The organism is Streptomyces lacrimifluminis (assembly GCF_014646095.1).
In the GTDB taxonomy this organism is placed as follows: domain Bacteria; phylum Actinomycetota; class Actinomycetes; order Streptomycetales; family Streptomycetaceae; genus Streptomyces; species Streptomyces lacrimifluminis.
This window is the reverse complement of the sequence record NZ_BMMU01000004.1, coordinates 166638-183791: the sequence shown is the minus strand read 5'-3', so window position 1 is coordinate 183791 and position 17154 is coordinate 166638. Positions and strand designations below refer to the sequence as shown.

At 72.1% G+C, this 17154-nt stretch carries 16 protein-coding genes; 5 read left to right on the top strand and 11 right to left on the bottom strand.

The features are described 5' to 3' along the window. Window positions 1-140 precede the first annotated feature (140 nt). From IEY89_RS08385 to IEY89_RS08365, 5 genes are all read right to left on the bottom strand, one after another. A complete protein-coding gene (locus tag IEY89_RS08385) occupies window positions 141-1823 on the bottom strand; it encodes an ABC transporter ATP-binding protein (RefSeq protein ID WP_189146653.1) in 1683 nt (560 codons plus the stop codon). Further along, window positions 1820-2908: an energy-coupling factor transporter transmembrane component T gene (locus IEY89_RS08380; protein WP_229695101.1), complete on the bottom strand. Its 1089-nt coding sequence runs from the start codon at window positions 2906-2908 to the stop codon at window positions 1820-1822. Before IEY89_RS08380 ends, IEY89_RS08385 begins: the two co-directional genes overlap by 4 nt. A gap of 134 nt (window positions 2909-3042) precedes the next feature. Further along, window positions 3043-3702 carry an SCO2322 family protein gene (locus IEY89_RS08375; protein ID WP_189146651.1) on the bottom strand — a complete coding sequence of 220 codons (660 nt, stop codon included), beginning with the start codon at window positions 3700-3702 and terminating at the stop codon, window positions 3043-3045. Beyond that, window positions 3699-4952: an SCO2321 family membrane protein gene (locus IEY89_RS08370; RefSeq protein ID WP_189146650.1), complete on the bottom strand. Its 1254-nt coding sequence runs from the start codon at window positions 4950-4952 to the stop codon at window positions 3699-3701. Before IEY89_RS08370 ends, IEY89_RS08375 begins: the two co-directional genes overlap by 4 nt. 291 nt (window positions 4953-5243) lie before the next feature. Then, on the bottom strand, window positions 5244-6281 hold the full coding sequence (locus tag IEY89_RS08365) for a Strvi_7410 family MBL fold metallo-hydrolase (protein WP_189146649.1): 1038 nt from the start codon (window positions 6279-6281) through the stop codon (window positions 5244-5246). A 188-nt stretch (window positions 6282-6469) separates the two neighbouring features. On the opposite strand from IEY89_RS08365, the gene IEY89_RS08360 reads away from it, so the two are divergent. Both IEY89_RS08360 and IEY89_RS08355 read left to right on the top strand, forming a co-directional pair. Continuing rightward, entirely contained in the window at window positions 6470-7927 is a 1458-nt protein-coding gene (locus IEY89_RS08360) for an aldehyde dehydrogenase (RefSeq protein ID WP_189146648.1), read from the top strand. Between the two features lie 5 nt (window positions 7928-7932). Further along, window positions 7933-8166, top strand: a complete 234-nt coding sequence (locus tag IEY89_RS08355; protein WP_189146647.1) for a ferredoxin — start codon at window positions 7933-7935, stop codon at window positions 8164-8166. 359 nt (window positions 8167-8525) lie between these two features. Here IEY89_RS08355 and IEY89_RS08350 read toward each other — a convergent pair whose 3' ends face one another. After that, on the bottom strand, window positions 8526-9149 hold the full coding sequence (locus IEY89_RS08350) for a TetR family transcriptional regulator (RefSeq protein WP_189146923.1): 624 nt from the start codon (window positions 9147-9149) through the stop codon (window positions 8526-8528). Window positions 9150-9601: 452 nt separating this feature from the next. Between IEY89_RS08350 and IEY89_RS08345 the strand changes: the two genes are divergently transcribed. The 3 genes from IEY89_RS08345 to IEY89_RS08335 are packed head-to-tail and all read left to right on the top strand — an operon-like array spanning window position 9602 to window position 12887. After that, window positions 9602-11029 (top strand): glycosyltransferase family 4 protein, encoded by a 1428-nt coding sequence (locus IEY89_RS08345; RefSeq protein WP_229695100.1) that lies wholly within the window; start codon window positions 9602-9604, stop codon window positions 11027-11029. Beyond that, a complete protein-coding gene (locus IEY89_RS08340; RefSeq protein WP_189146646.1) occupies window positions 11023-11820 on the top strand; it encodes a class I SAM-dependent methyltransferase in 798 nt (265 codons plus the stop codon). Before IEY89_RS08345 ends, IEY89_RS08340 begins: the two co-directional genes overlap by 7 nt. Then, entirely contained in the window at window positions 11817-12887 is a 1071-nt protein-coding gene (locus IEY89_RS08335) for a prenyltransferase/squalene oxidase repeat-containing protein (RefSeq protein WP_189146645.1), read from the top strand. Before IEY89_RS08340 ends, IEY89_RS08335 begins: the two co-directional genes overlap by 4 nt. A gap of 25 nt (window positions 12888-12912) precedes the next feature. On the opposite strand, the gene IEY89_RS08330 is transcribed toward IEY89_RS08335, so the two are convergent. The 5 genes from IEY89_RS08330 to IEY89_RS08310 all read right to left on the bottom strand — a co-directional run bounded on the left by IEY89_RS08330 (window position 12913) and on the right by IEY89_RS08310 (window position 16999). After that, complete coding sequence (locus tag IEY89_RS08330; RefSeq protein ID WP_189146644.1) at window positions 12913-13206, bottom strand: hypothetical protein; 294 nt, start codon at window positions 13204-13206, stop codon at window positions 12913-12915. A gap of 55 nt (window positions 13207-13261) precedes the next feature. Then, window positions 13262-14272 carry an LLM class F420-dependent oxidoreductase gene (locus IEY89_RS08325; RefSeq protein WP_189146643.1) on the bottom strand — a complete coding sequence of 337 codons (1011 nt, stop codon included), beginning with the start codon at window positions 14270-14272 and terminating at the stop codon, window positions 13262-13264. A 110-nt stretch (window positions 14273-14382) separates the two neighbouring features. Next, on the bottom strand, window positions 14383-15246 hold the full coding sequence (locus IEY89_RS08320; RefSeq protein ID WP_189146642.1) for a DUF5336 domain-containing protein: 864 nt from the start codon (window positions 15244-15246) through the stop codon (window positions 14383-14385). 150 nt (window positions 15247-15396) lie between these two features. Then, a complete protein-coding gene (locus IEY89_RS08315; RefSeq protein ID WP_189146641.1) occupies window positions 15397-16323 on the bottom strand; it encodes an N-acetylmuramoyl-L-alanine amidase in 927 nt (308 codons plus the stop codon). Between the two features lie 22 nt (window positions 16324-16345). Beyond that, the gene (locus tag IEY89_RS08310) at window positions 16346-16999 is read right to left on the bottom strand and encodes a class I SAM-dependent methyltransferase (RefSeq protein ID WP_189146640.1); all 654 of its coding nucleotides are present in this window, start codon (window positions 16997-16999) and stop codon (window positions 16346-16348) included. Window positions 17000-17154 lie beyond the last annotated feature (155 nt).

Here is a 17154-nt window from a genome sequence, read left to right as displayed (position 1 = left end):
GGCCGGGCGGGATGAGGGCCGGGTTTTCCGGGGCGGGTCGTCGGAGGGCTTTCCGGGGCCGGTCGTCGGAAGGCGTCCCGTGTCCGGGCGCGGGTGGAGTGCGGCCCGAGCTGGGCTGGAGCGGGGCTCCCTGGGTTCGATCACCGGAGGGCCTCCCTCACCTGGGTGACGGTGAGCCAGCGCTGCGGGGCCAGGATCTTGGTGACCTGCGGTGCGAAGGACGGCGACGCCACGACCACCTCCGCCGTCGGACCGTCGGCCACCACCTCCCCGTCGGCCAGGATCACGACCCGGTGGGCCAGCTCGGCGGCCAGTTCCACGTCGTGCGTGGCCAGCACGATCGCGTGCCCCTCGGCGGCCAGGGCACGCAGGACGGTGACCAGCCGGGCCTTCGCCGCGTAGTCGAGGCCCCGGGTCGGCTCGTCGAGGAGCAGCAGAGGCGGCCGGGCGGTCAGTACGACGGCCAGCGCGAGCGCCAGCCGCTGCCCCTCGGACAGGTCGCGCGGGTGCGTGTCGTCCGCGATGCCGGGCAGCAGCTCGGAGACCAGCGCCCGGCAGCTCCCCGGCCCGGCGCCCGCGTCGACGTCGGCCGCCGCGCACTCGGCGGCGACCGTGTCGGCGTACAGCAGGTCACGCGGCTCCTGCGGTACGAGACCCACACGGCGTACGAGGTCCCGGGGGGCCGTACGATGCGGCACCGCACCGCCGACGCGCACCGAACCGGCGGCCGGTTCGACGAGCCCGACCAGCGCCCCGAGCAACGTGGACTTCCCGGCGCCGTTACGGCCCATCAGGGCGACCGTCTCGCCGGGGGAGACGGTGAGACCGACCCGCCGCAGGGCCTCGACGCGGGCACGGCGGACGGTGAGGGTGTCGACTTCCGCCGCGTGGACGGGAGTTGAGGGTGCCGACGGTGGCGGGGTTCGGCGGAAGCGCCGGCGGGGGGTGGGGAGCGGTTCACGTGCGGGCGTCGGTACGGGAGTCGGCGTGTGTGCCGGGTACGGGCGGTCCGCGAGGCGCTCGCGCAGGTCACCGGCGCCGCGGCGGGCGTCGCGGACCGTCAGGGGCAGCGGGGACCAGCCCGCCAGGCGGCCCAGGGCGACCACGGGCGGGTACACCGGGGAGGACACCATCACCTCCGCCGGCGTGCCGACGACCGGGGCGGCGCCGGGGGAGGGGAGGAGGACGACGCGGTCGGCGTACTGGACCACCCGTTCCAGGCGGTGCTCGGCCATCAGGACCGTCGTACCGAGGTCGTGGACGAGGCGTTGCAGGACCGCGAGGACCTCTTCCGCCGCCGCCGGATCGAGCGCCGACGTCGGCTCGTCGAGGACCAGAACCCTGGGGTGCGGAGTGAGGACCGAACCGATCGCGACCCGCTGCCGCTGGCCCCCGGAGAGGGTGGCGATCGGCCGGTCGCGCAGGTCGGCCAGGCCCAGCAGGTCCAGCGTCTCCTCCACCCGGCGGCGCATCACGTCCGGGGCGAGGCCCAACGACTCCATTCCGTACGCGAGTTCGTCCTCGACGGTGTCCGTCACGAAGTGGGCGAGCGGGTCCTGGCCCACCGTGCCCACGACATCGGCGAGTTCGCGCGGCTTGTGGGTGCGGGTGTCACGGCCGGCCACGGTCACCCGGCCGCGCAGGGTGCCTCCGGTGAAGTGCGGGACGAGACCGCTCACGGCGCCCAGAACCGTCGACTTGCCGACACCCGACGGGCCGACCAGCAGGACGAGTTCACCCTCCGGTACCTCGAAGTCCACGTGCCGACAGGCGGGTTCGGCTGCCCCCTCGTAGGTCACGGAGACGTTCTCGAAGCGGATCACGACGACTCCTTGGCGGCAGTAGGCATACGGATAGGGGGCCTTGGGGCGACGAAGGCCGGGAGCAGGCCCAGCAGCACAGCGGCGGCCGGCCAGAGCGGCAGGGTCGGGGAAACCAGCGGTACGACACCGGGGTGCAGGGCCGCGGCCGAGCCGGCGGAGTGGACGGAGGCGAGGACCATCAGCGCCGCCACCAGCACCCCCGACCCCGCGACCAGCCACGCCCGTACACCCCACACGTCCGGCCGGTACCGGGTGCGCAGGGAACGCCGGCCCCCGAGCCACAGCCCGCCCAGCGCCGCCGCCAACCCGGCCAGCAGCACCGGCAGTCCGTACGTACCGCCCGCCGCCGTCAGCAGCCCGTACGTGCCCGCGCAGACGCCCAGCAGGCCGCCCAGGGTGAGCGCGCCGGTCGTACGGCGGACGCCGGACGGTACCTCGGCGGTGCGGCCGTATCCGCGCGCCTCCATCGCCGCCGCCAGCGCGACCGACCGTTCCAACGCGCCCTCCAGGACCGGGAGTCCGACCTGCAGCAGCCCCCGTACACCACGGTCCGGACGGCCGCGCAACCGGCGGGCGGCGCGCAGCCGCTGGACGTCCGCGATGAGGTTCGGCGCGAAGGTGAGGGCCACGACGACCGCGACCCCGATCTCGTACAGGGCGCCGGGCAGGGACTTGAGGAGGCGGGCCGGGTTCGCGAGGGCGTTCGCGGCGCCGACGCAGATCAGGAGCGTGGCCAGCCGCAGACCGTCGTACAGGGCGAAGACCAGCCCCTCGGCGGTCACCCGGCCACCCACGCGTACCCCCTGCGCCCAGTGGGGGAGGGGGAGTTCGGGGAGCGTGACGAGAACGTGCGAGCCGGGGATCGGGGAGCCGAGGACGACGGCGAAGACGAGGCGGATGACGAGAACGGCGAGGCCGAGCTTGACGAAGGCGGTGTAGGAGCGGGCCCAGGGGGCGTCGGTGCGGTGCGTGGCGACGACGTAGCCGGCCACGGCGATGAGGAGGCCCAGGAGGAGGGGATTGGTGGTACGGGTGGCGGCGGTGCCGAGCCCGAGGGACCAGACCCACCAGGCACCGGGGTGCATGGACTGCCAACGGCCAGGGCTGAGCGGTGCTGGTGAGTTCGGGTGCGCACTCGCGCCCCGACAGGGGCGCGGGGCTGTATCGCTCAGCGGCTCCGCCGCGGGGCGCGACCAGCCCCCACCAGCCCGCAGACTCATCACCGCTCTGCCGGCGGAGCGCTCCGCATGCGGCGCCGGGTCTGCCAGATCGCCGCCGCGCCGAGCGCCGCCACGGCCGCGATCCCCGCGAACAGGCCGACGGAGGGGCCACTGTCCGGATGCGCATCCGCGGCCTTGTCGGCGGGGGTGTCCGCCCCCACCACCTCCCCACAGCCCGTGCGCGGATACTCGGCGATCGCGCACAGCAGCGCGCCGGAGTTGTAGCGCAGGGGCCTCGCGACCGAGGCGAGGGCGTCGGCCGAGGTCGCGTCGGGGGCCACGCGGGCACAGGCCGTACGCGTCGCGGGCGGACGCTCGCCGGACGGCGCGTCGGCGGACGTACCGAAGTCGATGACGAGCGCCACCCGCTTCTGGCCGTCCCGCGCGGGCGTCCTGGCGCAGACGACCGCGAACACGGCGTCGGCGCGGGGCCGGGCGGCGTTCTTCGAGTCCGGGCTCACGGCGAACCGGAAACCCTGGACGTCACCGTCGGAGGGCCGGGCGGTCGACGGCCCCTGGGTGGCGTACGTCCACGCACCGCCGTCGCGCTCCCAGAAGGACCAGTAGCGGTAGCCGACGGCCTGAGCCTGACCGGCGCCCGCCCAGAGACAGAGGACGAGCGCGGCCGACAGGAGCGGTAGCGCGCGGCGCCGGATCACAGCTGCTGGCTCCTCATGCGCCCACGGAACAGGTAGCCGATCCCGGCACCGGCGACGAGGACGCCGACGACGACCCACAGGATCCAGAGGCTGTCGTCGTGGTCCTTGGTGAGCTTCTCGCCGTTCTTGGCAGCCGTGGGCGGGGCGGCGGCGGCCGGGACGGACGCGGGCGCCGGGCCGGTCGCGTTGAGGAGCGCCACCAGGTCCTGGCCGCCGAAGTCGCGCGGGTCGGCGGACTCGGCGTTCGCGGCGAGGATCAGCTGCGCGTACGCGGCCGGTCCCGCCTCCTTCGCCCACGGCCCCGAGTTGGCCTCCAGCCAGCGCAGCGCGCCGGCGGCCCGCTGACCCTGACCGGCGGTCGCGAGGGCGAGGACCGCGTCGGCGGTGTTCCCGTGGTCGGGCTGGTCCTCGGCCCCGGCCAGCGCCGACGTCAGGTGCCCGTCCTTGGCCAGCGCCTGTACGAGATACGCGGCCCCGTTGCGCGCGGCCCGCCCGGGATCGTTCGACCCGGGATCCTTCGATGCTTCGCAGGTCGGAGCGGCCGTACCACTCGGCTTCACGTTCTCCCCGGCGAGCCCCTTCCCCAGCAGGCCGACCACGGCAGCCGCCGTCGCGTCGTCGTTGACGGCGAGCTTCCCCTTCTTGTCCGGCTGGTAGGCGAAGCCGCCCCCGCCGCTCCCGCCGCAGGGCAGAGCAAGCTTCAGCAGCAGGTCGTACGGGGACCTGCCGCCCTTGGCGACCTCGCCGGGCTTCTCACCGGCGGCGGCGAGGGCGCCGACGACGACGGAGGTGGAGTTCGCGTCGCTGGCGCCGCCGGCCGTGTACCCCCAGCCGCCGTCCGTGTTCTGCACGGACTTCAGCCAGGTCACGGCCTTGCCGACCACCGCGTCCTGGCCGCCCAGCGCGGCGAGCGCCTGGACGGCGGCGCCGGTGCTGTTGGTGTCGACGAGGATCTTGGCATCGCACGGCGAGCCGGCATCGCTTCTGAAGGGCGCGAAGGCACCGTCGGCGCACTGCTGCCCGGCCAGCCAGTCCACGGCCGCGGCGGCGGGCTTCACCCCCACGGTGTCCTGGGCGAGCAGGGCGAGGGACTGGCGCCAGACGCCGTCGTAGGTGGGATCACCGGTGCCGTACAGCGCGGCGGGCAGGGCCGCCGCGGGGGACGGCGAGGCGGCGGACGCCTGACCACCGCCGGTCGTGGCGACGACGGCTATGACGGCCAGAGCCGTGGCGCTGCGGCGGACATTCATGATCGGCGGGTGCCTCTCCCTGCGGGGAGCCGGGCAGCACGGGACACCCCCGGGCGGCTCGGCTCCGTATGCCTCGACGGTGCCGTACACCGGCGGACCGCCGGTGACACGAGCCGGTCACGATCCGCACCGGGCAATCCGGCTCACAGCCCCCGGCGGATGCCAGGGCCGCTCACGGTTGCGGGTCAGCGCCGGAATTGCACCGGCTTTCCCCAGTACGGGTGTGATACGACCCGCCCACTGTACCGGCCGGTCGCGAGCGGCCGAGAGGCGCCTGTGGACGCGGGCACGTCACACCGCCACGTACGTCACCGGCTCGCTCCCGGTCACCGCCTCCGCCTGGCCCAGTTTGACCAGTCGGCGTACGTGGGCCTCGGCCTCCGAGACCGCGATGTTCCGTGATCCCGGGGGGATTTCGGACCAGGGGCGGTTCCACTCCATGCGTTCCGCCAGTTGCCAGGGCGTGAGGGGAGTGGCGAGGAGGGCGCGGAGGCCGGCGAGGCGTTCGTCGTGGTGGTCGAGGAGTTCCTGGACGCGGACGGTCGCGTCGGGGAATGCCTGGCGGTGGGCCGGGAGCACCTCCGCCGGGGCCAGGCGGCCGATGCGCTCCAGGGAGTCCAGGTAGTCACCTAGGGGGTCGGTGACCGTCGTGTCGTCCGGGTCCTCGTACAGGCCGATGTGCGGGGTGATCCCGGGCAGGAGGTGGTCGCCGGAGAACAGGCGGCCGTTGCCGGGGAGTTGGGCCGGGTGGGCCTCCTCCAGGTGGAGGCAGACGTGGCCCGGGGTGTGGCCCGGCGTCCAGATCGCGCGCAGGCGGCGGCCGGGGAGGTCGAGGAGTTCGCCGGGGACGATCTCGCGGTCGGGAAGCGCGGGCGAGAAGCTGGGCAGCATACCGGCGGGGGTCCTGGTCAGGGCCGCCACATGGTCGTCGGGCGCTCCGGCCGCCGCCAGCTTCGCGGTCATGTACGCGTACCAGCGCCCGGCACGGTTGTCACGGGTCCGCCGTACGAGGGAGATGTCGGCCTCGTGCATCGCGATCCATGCCCCGGACGCCTCGCGGACCTGGCCGGAGAGGCCGTGGTGGTCCGGGTGGTGGTGGGTGATCACCATGCCGTGGATCTCGCCCGCCGACGTGCCGCACGCCAGCAGGCCCTCGGTGAGCGCGTCCCAGGACAGCGGGTCGTCCCAGCCCGTGTCGACGAGCACCGGTCCGCTGTCGGTGTCGACGACGTACACCAGCGTGTATCCGAGGGGATTGTTCGGAATGGGGACCCGGAGGGACCGTACGCCCCCGCCGTGATCGGTCACCTGCGTCGACACCTGTGTCATGGGCTCCCCCGTGGCCGGTTGCCGCAACTATAACTAGAACCGGTTTCAATGGGAGCCCGAGTCACTTACCCCGTAGTGGTGCGCGAGCTGTGGACTCCTCGGAGGGGAACTGGTAACTGTCTCCGTATCTATCTGACGATCCGTCAGAGACGGTACCCGGAGAGGCAGTCGGCGAGAGGCAGTCGGCCATGACCGAGCTCGTGGAACACGGACAGCTGTTCATCGGCGGGGAGTTGACCGACCCCCTCGGCAAGGACGTCATCGAGGTCATCTCCCCGCACACCGAAGAGGTCTTCGGCCGCGTGCCGCACGCCTCGACGGCCGACGTCGACCGGGCCGTCGCCACCGCGCGCACCGCCTTCGACGAGGGGCCCTGGCCGCGGATGACCCTCGACGAGCGGATCGCCGTCGTCACCCGCATCAAGGACGGGATCGCCGCACGGTACGAGGAGATCGGCCGCGTCATCTCCTCCGAGAACGGCTCCCCGTACTCCTGGAGCGTCCTCGCCCAGGCCCTCGGCGCGATGATGGTGTGGGACGCGGCGATCACCGTCGCCCGCGACTTCACGTACGAGGAGACACGCGACGGAGTCCTCGGCCGCATCCTCGTCCGGCGCGAACCGGTGGGCGTCGTCGCCGCCGTGGCCCCGTGGAACGTCCCGCAGTTCGTCGCGGCGGCCAAGCTCGCGCCCGCGCTGCTCACCGGCTGCACGGCGGTCCTGAAGCCGTCGCCCGAGTCGCCCCTCGACGCGTACATCCTCGGGGAGATCACCAAGGAGGCCGGACTGCCGCCCGGCGTTCTCTCCATCCTCCCGGCCGACCGCGAGGTCAGCGAGTACCTCGTCGGGCATCCCGGCGTCGACAAGGTCTCCTTCACCGGCTCGGTCGCCGCGGGCAAGCGCGTGATGGAGGTCGCCGCTCGTCAACTCACCCGCGTGACACTGGAGTTGGGCGGCAAGTCGGCGGCTGTCATCCTCCCTGACGCCGACCTCGACACCGCCGTGCCCGGCATCGTCTCCGCCGCGTGGATGAACAACGGGCAGGCGTGCGTGGCCCAGACCCGCATCCTCCTCCCGCGCTCCCGCTACGACGAGTTCGCGGACGCCTTCACCCAGGCCGCGAGCGCGCTGGTGGTCGGCGACCCGCTCGACCCGGCGACCCAGGTCGGCCCGCTGGTCGCGAAGCGGCAGCAGCAGCGCAGCCTCGACTACATCCGTATCGGCCAGGAGGAGGGCGCGAAGATCCTCACCGGCGGCGGACGCCCGGCCGGCCTCGACCGCGGCTGGTACGTCGAACCGACCCTCTTCGGCGGCGTCGACAACTCGATGCGCATCGCCCGCGAGGAGATCTTCGGCCCGGTCATCTGCCTGATCCCGTACGGCGACGAGTCCGAGGCGGTGAAGATCGCGAACGACTCCGACTACGGGCTCTCCGGCAGCGTGTGGACGGCCGACGTCGCGCACGGCATCGACATCGCGCGCCAGGTCCGTACCGGCACGTACTCGGTGAACACCTTCAGCCTCGACATGCTCGGCCCGTTCGGCGGCTACAAGAACTCGGGGCTGGGCCGGGAGTTCGGGCCCGAGGGGTACGGCGAGTACCTGGAGCACAAGATGATCCATCTCCCGGCCGGCTGGGAGGGGTAGGAGCCATGGGCGACCGCTGGCACGTGGAGGTCGACCGCTCACTGTGCATCGGCTCGGCCCAGTGCGTCCACCGGGCCCCGGACGGGTTCCGCCTCGACACCGGGATGCAGTCCCACCCGGTCGAACCGGACACGGACGCGAACGAGAAGGTGCTGGCGGCGGCGGAGAGCTGTCCGGTGGAGGCGATCATGATCACGCTGCTGGGGGGAAGGGAGCCGGTGTTTCCGCCGGAGGACTGAGAGGGGTGGGGCGGGTCGTTCAGCTCGTCCGGGGTTGGAGGGGTGGGGGGTTGGTGCGGTCCGGGCTTTGTTTCCCACCCACCCGCCCGCCCGTTCGCCGTGTTTGTTCAGTGCCGGGCGGCACCTTCCGTTCGTTCGGCGTTTGGGGGTGAGGTCGGTTCGGTTCGGTCCGGGGCTGGGTTCCCGCCCGGCTGGCTGTTCGCGGTGTCTGTTCAGCGTCGGCCCGCGCTTTCAGCCCGTCCGGCGTTTGAGGACGAGGCCCGTTCAGGGCCGTAACGGGGGTCTGGGGGTGCAGCCCCCGGGTGCGGGATGGGGCGGGTAGGGGCGGCGGGGGGCGAAAACCCTCGCCCCCAAGCCGGTCAGCCCGCGGAGCGCCTCTCCCCGGAGGGGTCCGTCAGGTCGATCAACCGGCACACCGTCTCGATGTCGATCTTCACCTGCGCGATCGAGGCACGACCCGACAGCCAGGTGATCAACGCCGAGTGCCACGTGTGCTCGATGACGCGCACCGCCGAGAGCTGCTCGGGCGTCGGGTGCTCCTGACCCGGCTCGCCCAGCCCCATCGAGTCCAGGATGATCGCCGTCGTCTGACGGGACACCTGGTCGACCTCCGGCGAAACACTGCGGTCCGCGAACGTCAGCGCCCGCACCATCGCGTCCGCCAGATGCGGCTCACGCTGAAGGGCGCGGAAGGCGCGCATCAGGGTCTCCGCCACCCGCTCGGCGGCCGTCTCACCCGTCGGCGGCTTCTTCCGCAGCGTGCCGTGCATGTGCTCCAACTGGTCCTGCATGGTGGCGACCAGCAGATGGATCTTGGACGGGAAGTACCGGTAGAGCGTGCCGAGCGCGACCTGCGAGGACTCCGCGACCTCCCGCATCTGCACCGCGTCGAAACCGCCCCGGCTCGCCAAATGCGCGCTCGCGTGCAGGATCCGGCGCCGCCGGGCCTCCTGCCGCTCGGTGAGCGGAGCGGACGGCGGCAACGCGGCCGACGCCGAGCCGGACGGGCCCGACGTCGAGCCGGACGGGCCTGACGTCGAGCCGGACGGGCCCGACGTCGAGCCGGACGGACCCGACGCCGAACTGGACGGACCCGACGTCGAGCCGGACGTCTTGCCGGTCGGCGAACTCGGTCGCGCCGTATGTGCTTCCACCTTCGCGTCGGCAGGCATGGGTCCCGTTCCGTGACAGTCGGTGATCGCGTGACGATCGGGCGTCGATCGGGCGGCGACCTGGCAGTCATATGTCAGCAAACAGTCAGCATGGCACGGCAGTGTCGTGCGGCCGTCGTGGCGCGAATCACCTGATCCACCGCTCACAGCCGAGGTGCCTGCCGGTAGATTCGGAGCCTCCTGAACGATCAAGTCTGAAACTTGTTCTAGATTAGCGTCCCGTCGTAGTCTCGCGGGAAACCGTGGGGAGAAGGGGGCCAGAAGTGACGGCCGAGGCCAGCGAGGCAGGCCCTCCGGGGGATCCTGCAGCGGACGGCGAGCGACCGCTCAACATCGCACTTCTGACCTACAAGGGGAACCCGTTCTGCGGCGGCCAGGGCGTCTACGTACGCCATCTGTCGCGTGAACTCGCCCGGCTCGGTCACCGCGTCGAGGTCATCGGCTCCCAGCCGTACCCCGTGCTGGATGTGCTCGACGGCCGCGCCAGGTCCGAAGCCGGTTCCGGCCCCGACCCCGTCCTCACCGAGCTTCCCAGCCTCGACCTGTACCGCCACCCGGACCCCTTCCGCACTCCGGGGCGTGACGAGTACCGCGACTGGATCGACGCGCTCGAAGTCGCCACCATGTGGACCGGGGGCTTCCCCGAACCGCTCACCTTCTCCCTCCGCGCCCGCCGCCAACTGCGTGCCAGAAGCGGTGAGTTCGACGTCGTGCACGACAACCAGACGCTCGGTTACGGACTGTTGGGCGACATCGGCGCCCCGCTCGTCACCACCATCCACCACCCCATCACCGTGGACCGGCAGTTGGAGCTGGACGCGGCCGAGGGCATGCGCCGCCGGATGTCCGTACGCCGCTGGTACGGCTTCACGCGCATGCAGAAGCGCGTCGCGCGCCGCCTGCCGTCGGTGCTCACCGTCTCGGGTACGTCGCGCCAGGAGATCGTCGACCATCTCGGCGTACGCGACGACCGCATCCACGTCGTGCACATCGGCGCGGACACCGACCTCTTCTCACCCGACCCGGCGGTGCGTCAGGTGCCGGGCCGCATCGTCACCACGTCCAGCGCGGACGTCCCCCTCAAGGGGCTGGTGTTCCTCGTCGAGGCGCTGGCGAAGGTCCGTACGGAACACCCCGCCGCCCACCTCGTGGTCGTCGGCAGGCGTGCCGAGGACGGGCCCGTCGCCCAGGCCATCGAGCGGTACGGCCTCGAAGGCGCCGTCGAGTTCGTGAAGGGCATCTCGGACGCGGAGCTCGTCGACCTGGTGCGCTCGGCGGAGATCGCCTGCGTACCGTCCCTGTACGAGGGCTTCTCCCTCCCGGCGGCGGAGGCGATGGCCACCGGTACGCCCCTGGTCGCCACCACCGGCGGTGCGATCCCGGAGGTGGCAGGCCCCGACGGCGAAACCTGCCTGGCGGTCCCACCGGGCGACCCGGGAGCCCTGGCCACCGCCCTGGCCACCCTCCTCGCCGACCCGGAACTGAGGGCGCGCCTGGGCCGGGCCGGCCGCGAGCGCGTACTGACCCGCTTCACCTGGGCCCGAGCCGCGGAGGGCACGGCGGCCCACTACCGCGAGGCGATCGCCCGCTCCGCGTCCAGGCCGCCCGGCCGCTCCGCGCCCGCACCCAGGTCTGTGCCGACGCACACCCCCAACGTGACCCCCGACCGCGAAAGCAGGACTTCGTGCTGACCGTCGACTTCACCCGGTTCCCGCTCGCCCCGGGCGACCGCGTCCTGGACCTCGGCTGCGGAGCCGGCCGGCACGCGTTCGAGTGCTACCGGCGCGGCGCCCAGGTCGTCGCGCTGGACCAGAACGGTGAGGAGATCCGCGAGGTCGCCAAGTGGTTCGCCGCGATGAAGGAGGCGGGCGAGGCACCCGCCGGGGCCACCGCGACGGCCATGGAGGGCAACGCCCTGGCGCTGCCGTTCCCCGACGAGTCCTTCGACGTCGTGATCATCTCCGAGGTCATGGAGCACATCCCGGACGACAAGGGCGTACTCGCGGAGATGGTGCGGGTGTTGAAGCCCGGCGGCCGGATCGCGATCACCGTGCCGCGCTACGGGCCCGAGAAGGTCTGCTGGTCCCTCTCCGACGCCTATCACGAGGTCGAGGGCGGTCACATCCGCATCTACAAGGCGGACGAGCTGCTCGCGAAGATCAGGGAGGCGGGACTGAAGCCCTACGGCACCCACCACGCCCACGCCCTGCACTCCCCGTACTGGTGGCTGAAGTGCGCGTTCGGCGTGGACAACGACAAGGTGCTGCCGGTGCGCGCCTACCACAAGCTGCTGGTCTGGGACATCATGAAGAAGCCGCTGGTCACCAGGGTCGCGGAGCAGGCGCTGAACCCGCTGATCGGAAAGAGCTTCGTGGCCTACGCGACCAAGCCGCACCTCCCCGCGCTCGCCGGGACGGAAGCGGAAGCCGCCGCGACCGCCGCCGACGCCACCACTGACGCCACCGGGGCGGGCACCAAGTGACGACCCCCCGGACAGAACACCTCGTCCTGCCCGGGGTCCTCACCGCCGAGGAGGCCGCCGTCACCGTCCGCGGGATCCTCGCGGAACAGCGGGAGGACGGGGCCATTCCGTGGTTCCGGGGACACCATCTCGACCCGTGGGACCACACCGAGGCCGCGATGGCCCTGGACGCGGCGGGCGAGCACGAGGCCGCCGAGCGGGCGTACCTGTGGCTGGCCGCCCAGCAGCTCCAGGACGGCTCCTGGTACGCCGCGTACGCCGACGGGGACGCGGACGCCGTCACCGACCGGGGCCGGGAGACCAACTTCGTCGCCTACATAGCCGTCGGCGTCTGGCACCACTACCTCGCCACCGGCGACGACACCTTCCTGGACCGGATGTGGCCGACCGTCTTCGCGGCCGTCGAGTTCGTCCTCCAGCTGCAGCAGCCCGGCGGCGAGATCGGGTGGAAGCGCGAGGACGACGGCACGGAGGTCAAGGACGGTCTGCTGACGGGCAGTTCGTCCGTCCACCACGCGCTGCGCTGTGCGCTCGCCATCGCCGAGGAACGCGAAGAGCCGCAGCCCGACTGGGAGTTGGCAGTGGGCGCGCTGCGCCACGCGATCCGCCGGCACCCCGAGCGGTTCCTCGACAAGGGCCGCTACTCGATGGACTGGTACTACCCGGTCCTGGGCGGCGCGTTGACGGGCGCGGAAGCCAAGTCCCGTATCGAGGAGGGCTGGGAGCGCTTCGTCGTCCCCGGTCTCGGGGTGCGCTGCGTGGTGCCCAACCCGTGGGTGACCGGCGGCGAGTCGGCCGAACTCGCCCTGGCGCTCTGGGTAGTGGGCGAGTCCGACCGGGCCCTGGAGATCCTCCAGTCCATCCAGCATCTGCGCGACGCGGACAGCGGCCTCTACTGGACGGGGTACGTGTTCGACGCGAAGGCGGTCTGGCCGCGCGAACTCACCACGTGGACGGCGGGTTCACTGCTCCTCGCGGTCGCCGCCCTCGGCGGCCACGAGGCGACCTGCGCGGTGTTCAGCGGCGAACTGCTGCCGACGGGACTGGACCCCGACTGCTGCCAGTAGTCGGGGTCCGGTCGTCGGCCGGTGCTCAGTGACGGTTGACGCGGCTGGCGATCGCGTGGCCCACGAACAGGTAGACGACGGCGGCCAGTCCGTACCCGGCGACGACCCGCGCCCACTGCTCGTCGAACGTGAACAGGTCGTGCGACCAGCCCGCCAGCCAGGTGGCCGCGTCATGGACGAACTGCACGAAGTCGTTCGCGCGGTTCGCGTCCAGCAGGTACATCAGGATCCAGAGGCCCAGAATGAAGGCCATGATGTCGGCGACGATCGCGATGACCGACCCGGCCTTGTTGCTACCGCGGCGATATGCAGGGGACATGTCCTTCGGATTGCCCCGAATCCCCGGACGAAACCAATCGCCGTCGTTCTTGCCGTCAGGAGTTGAGTTCGGCGAGTACCCGCAGGGTGTGCGGATCGGGGGCGAGGACGAGCAAATCGGTCACCGGGCCCTTGCGCCACAACTCCAGCCGTTCCGCGATGCGTTCACGCGGCCCGACCAGGGAGATCTCGTCGGCGAAGGCGTCCGGCACGGCGAGCACGGCCTCCTCGCGCCGCCCGGCCAGGAAGAGTTCCTGGATCCGCCGGGCCTCCTCCTCGTACCCCATGCGTGCCATCAGATCGGCGTGGAAGTTACGGGCCGCGTGCCCCATCCCGCCGATGTAGAAGCCGAGCATCGTCTTGACGGGCAGCAGCCCTTCCGAGATGTCGGCGCAGACGCGGGCCTGCGCCATCGGCGCGACGACAAATCCTTCCGGAGCGCCGCTCAGCGGCTCCTCGTACAGCTCGGCCCGCAGCGGGGACCAGTACAGGGGCAGCCAGCCGTCGGCGATCCGGGCCGTCTGGGCGATGTTCTTCGGCCCCTCCGCACCGAGCAGGACGGGGAGTTCGGCGCGCAGGGGATGGGTGATCGACTTCAGCGGCTTGCCGATGCCGGTGCCGTCCGGGCCGTCGTACGGCAGGGAGTGGAAGCGCCCGGTCAGCTCGACCGGGGCCTCGCGTCTGAGGACCTGGCGTACGACATCCACGTACTCCCGGGTCGCGGTGAGCGGCGATCCGGGGAACGGGCGGCCGTACCAGCCCTCGACGACCTGCGGGCCGGAGAGGCCGAGCCCGAGGAGGACACGTCCGCCGGAGAGATGGTCGAGGGTGAGGGCGTGCATCGCGGTGGTCGTCGGCGAGCGGGCCGCCATCTGGGCAACCGCCGTACCCAGCTTGATCCTTGACGTCCGCGCCGCGATCCAGGTCAGCGGGGTGAACGCGTCCGAGCCCCAGGACTCGGCCGTCCACACCGAGTGGTAGCCGAGCCGCTCGGCCTCCTGGGCGAGCGGTACGTGGTCCGGGGAGGGGCCGCGACCCCAGTAGCCGAGCGTGAGACCGAGCCGCATGCCTGCCTCCTGACGATCCGTCAGACGTAGAGCGCCGGCCGCGACTGTACGACAACGGCCCCTCGCCCGGAAGGGCGAGGGGCCGCAGCTCGCGTATCCCGCAGACGGTGTTATCCGCGCTGGATGCCGGAGGTGTCCTGGAGGACACCCCGACGGCCGTCCTGCGTCTGGGCGATGAGGCCCTGGCCGCGCTGCTCGACGGCCAGGTACCAGGTACCGGGGGCCAGTTCGGCGATCGGCGTCGGGGAACCGTCCTCCGCGAACAGCGGACGCGGCACCGGCACGGCGAACCAGAACGGGGAGAAGTCCGGGGCCGGCGGCTGTGCCTGCTGCTGGGGCTGGGCCCCACCGGCACCGGCACCGGCACCGGCACCGGCGCCGAAGGGCTGACCGGTCTGCGGCTGGCCGCCGTACGGCTGCTGCTGAGCGTCGGCACCCGGGTAGCCGTAGCTGCCCTGGGGCTGACCGCCGGGGTAGGGCTGGCCGCCGTAGGGCTGCGGGGCGGGCGGCTTGGGGGCGCCGACCAGTGCGCCCTTCAGGGCCGGGACCAGCGGGGTGGCGACAGCCGCGGCGGCCATGACCACCGTGGCGATGAGGGAGAGGATCAGGCCGGTGCCGGCGTCCGGGCCCGAACCGGCGTTGCTGCCGACGTTGTCGATACCGCCCGCCGGGTCGAACACGTTGCCCAGCGCACTCCACGCGGCGAAGACGGTGAAGGCGACACCGAACTGGCCGAGCTCGATGCCCGCGACCTTGGGCACCTGCGGCAGACCGTGCGACACCACGACGAGCGCGGCACCGATGATGCCCGCGAGGACCACGCTCAGCAGGAGCGGTCCGCTGGCCCAGGCGCTCGGCATGTCGACGCCCGTGGCGCCGTCGACGGAGTAGATGTCGAGGAACGACGCGATGAACAGCAACACCGCTGCTCCGATCACCACGCCGTCGCCTCGAGTGAGGGAGCGGATATTCACTTCAGGTCCTCAGGTCCTTCGTAGGTCGTCTCGTCGTCGTCATTCGGCCGGTCGGCCATGTGTGTTGCGGTCGGCCGTCGATCGATCGTGCGTAGGGGCACGACATTATCGTCCGCCCGCGTGGACTGTCCGCCGGGATGCACACGTTGATCACGACCCGCGCAGGAAACTCACGATTCCTTCAGAGATCCCCTGGGCGGCCTCCTGCCGCCAGGTTCCGCTGGTCAGCAGGGCAGCGTCCTTGCTGTCGCGCATGTTGCCGCACTCGATGAACACCTTCGGAACCGTTGACAGATTGAGACCGCCGAGGTCCGTGCGGGTGTCCAGACCGGTACCGCCACCGATGTAGTTGGAGGGCGCGGAGCCCGTCTCACGGACGAACCCGGCCTTGACGCGCTCGCCGAGCAGCCGGGAGGAGGCGACGATCGGCCGGGTGTCCGCGGCCCCTTCGCGCACCGCGCCCGGCAGGATCACATGGAACCCGCGGTTGCCCTGCGCGCTCCCGTCGGCATGGATGGAGACGACGGCGTCGGCGTGCGCGGAGTTCCCGATCCGGGCGCGTTCGTCCACACAGGGCCCGAAGACGTGGTCGGACCGGTCGCCGTCCTGCGTGAACTTCACGGTGGCCCCCTCCCGTTCGAGGACCGTGCGCAGCCGCCGCGCGACATCGAGGGTGAACTCGGCCTCCGTATAACCGCTGTTGGTGGCGGTACCGGTGGTGTCGCACTCCTTCGAGTTCGTACCGATGTTCACCTTGCGGGCGATCTCGGCGGGGTGCTTGAAGTTGCCGGGGTTGTGGCCGGGGTCGACGACGACGACCTTGCCCGCCAGGGGAGTCGCCGGTCGGCTGGGGTCGGCGGCGAAGTCGGGCGGTCCGATCGGCGACAGGGACGGATAGACGCCGCCGGACCCGGCCAGGCTCTCGCCGTCCCTGTCGCCGTCGTCGGCGACGGCTCCCCAGACGAACCACCCGCCTGTCCCGCCCAGCACCAGCACGGCGAGGGCGACGGCCAGCGGACGGCGCACAGAGTGACGAGGGGGCTGGGGCGGCTCGAAGCCGGGGCCTGCGTAGGACACGACAGCGACTCTAACCGGGGCCTCAGATCCCGGCTCCCGTTCGCCGCAGGACGCGCAGCGAGTCGGTCGCCGAGACCTCGGTGAAGGCGCCGGAGGCGAGGGCGCGGAGGTACACGCGGTAGGGCGCCTGGCCGGTGAACTCGTCCTCGGGGTCCGGGTACACGTCGTGGATGAGGAGCAGGCCGCCCTCGGCGACGTGCGGGGCCCAGCCCTCGTAGTCGGCCGTGGCGTGCTCGTCGGTGTGCCCACCGTCGATGAAGACCAGGCCGAGGGGCGAGTTCCAGACCCGCGCCACCTGCGGCGAACGCCCGACGACCGCGATCACGTGGTCCTCCAGCCCGGCGGTGTTCAGGGTGCGCCGGAAGAGCGGAAGGGTGTCCATGACGCCGAGTTCCGGGTCGACGGTCTCCGGGTCGTGGTAGTCCCACCCCGGCTGCTGCTCCTCGCTGCCCCGGTGGTGATCGACGGTGACCGCGGTGACCCCGGCCGCGCGGGCCGCGTCGGCGAGCAGGATCGTGGAACGCCCGCAGTACGTCCCGACCTCCAGCAACGGCAGCCCGAGCGCCCCCGCCCCGACAGCGGCCTCGTACAGTGCGAGCCCCTCACCGGCGGGCATGAACCCCTTGGCAGCCTCGAAAGCGGCCAGAATCTCGGCCTTGGGCACTGCCGTCGTCATGGGGTTCCTCTCGATCGTACGGGCGTGCGGGCGCCCCATGCTGCCGTACAACCGGGGACATGTTGACGACGGGGGGTGCTCCTATAGGGGCGCGGGGATCTGCGCGACAAGCCACAGCGGGCCCGCGGTCAAAAACGCACCCCCGCACCCGGCGA

Excerpts from the sequence above, each read along its gene's own strand:
- IEY89_RS08380 (WP_229695101.1), bottom strand. The coding sequence starts at position 2,908 with ATGCACCCCGGTGCCTGGTGGGTCTGGTCCCTCGGGCTCGGCACCGCC.
- IEY89_RS08360 (WP_189146648.1), top strand. The coding sequence starts at position 6,470 with ATGACCGAGCTCGTGGAACACGGACAGCTGTTCATCGGCGGGGAGTTG.
- IEY89_RS08365 (WP_189146649.1), bottom strand. The coding sequence starts at position 6,281 with ATGACACAGGTGTCGACGCAGGTGACCGATCACGGCGGGGGCGTACGG.
- IEY89_RS08370 (WP_189146650.1), bottom strand. The coding sequence starts at position 4,952 with ATGAATGTCCGCCGCAGCGCCACGGCTCTGGCCGTCATAGCCGTCGTC.
- IEY89_RS08310 (WP_189146640.1), bottom strand. The coding sequence starts at position 16,999 with ATGACGACGGCAGTGCCCAAGGCCGAGATTCTGGCCGCTTTCGAGGCT.
- IEY89_RS08355 (WP_189146647.1), top strand. The coding sequence starts at position 7,933 with ATGGGCGACCGCTGGCACGTGGAGGTCGACCGCTCACTGTGCATCGGC.
- IEY89_RS08330 (WP_189146644.1), bottom strand. The coding sequence starts at position 13,206 with ATGTCCCCTGCATATCGCCGCGGTAGCAACAAGGCCGGGTCGGTCATC.
- IEY89_RS08325 (WP_189146643.1), bottom strand. The coding sequence starts at position 14,272 with ATGCGGCTCGGTCTCACGCTCGGCTACTGGGGTCGCGGCCCCTCCCCG.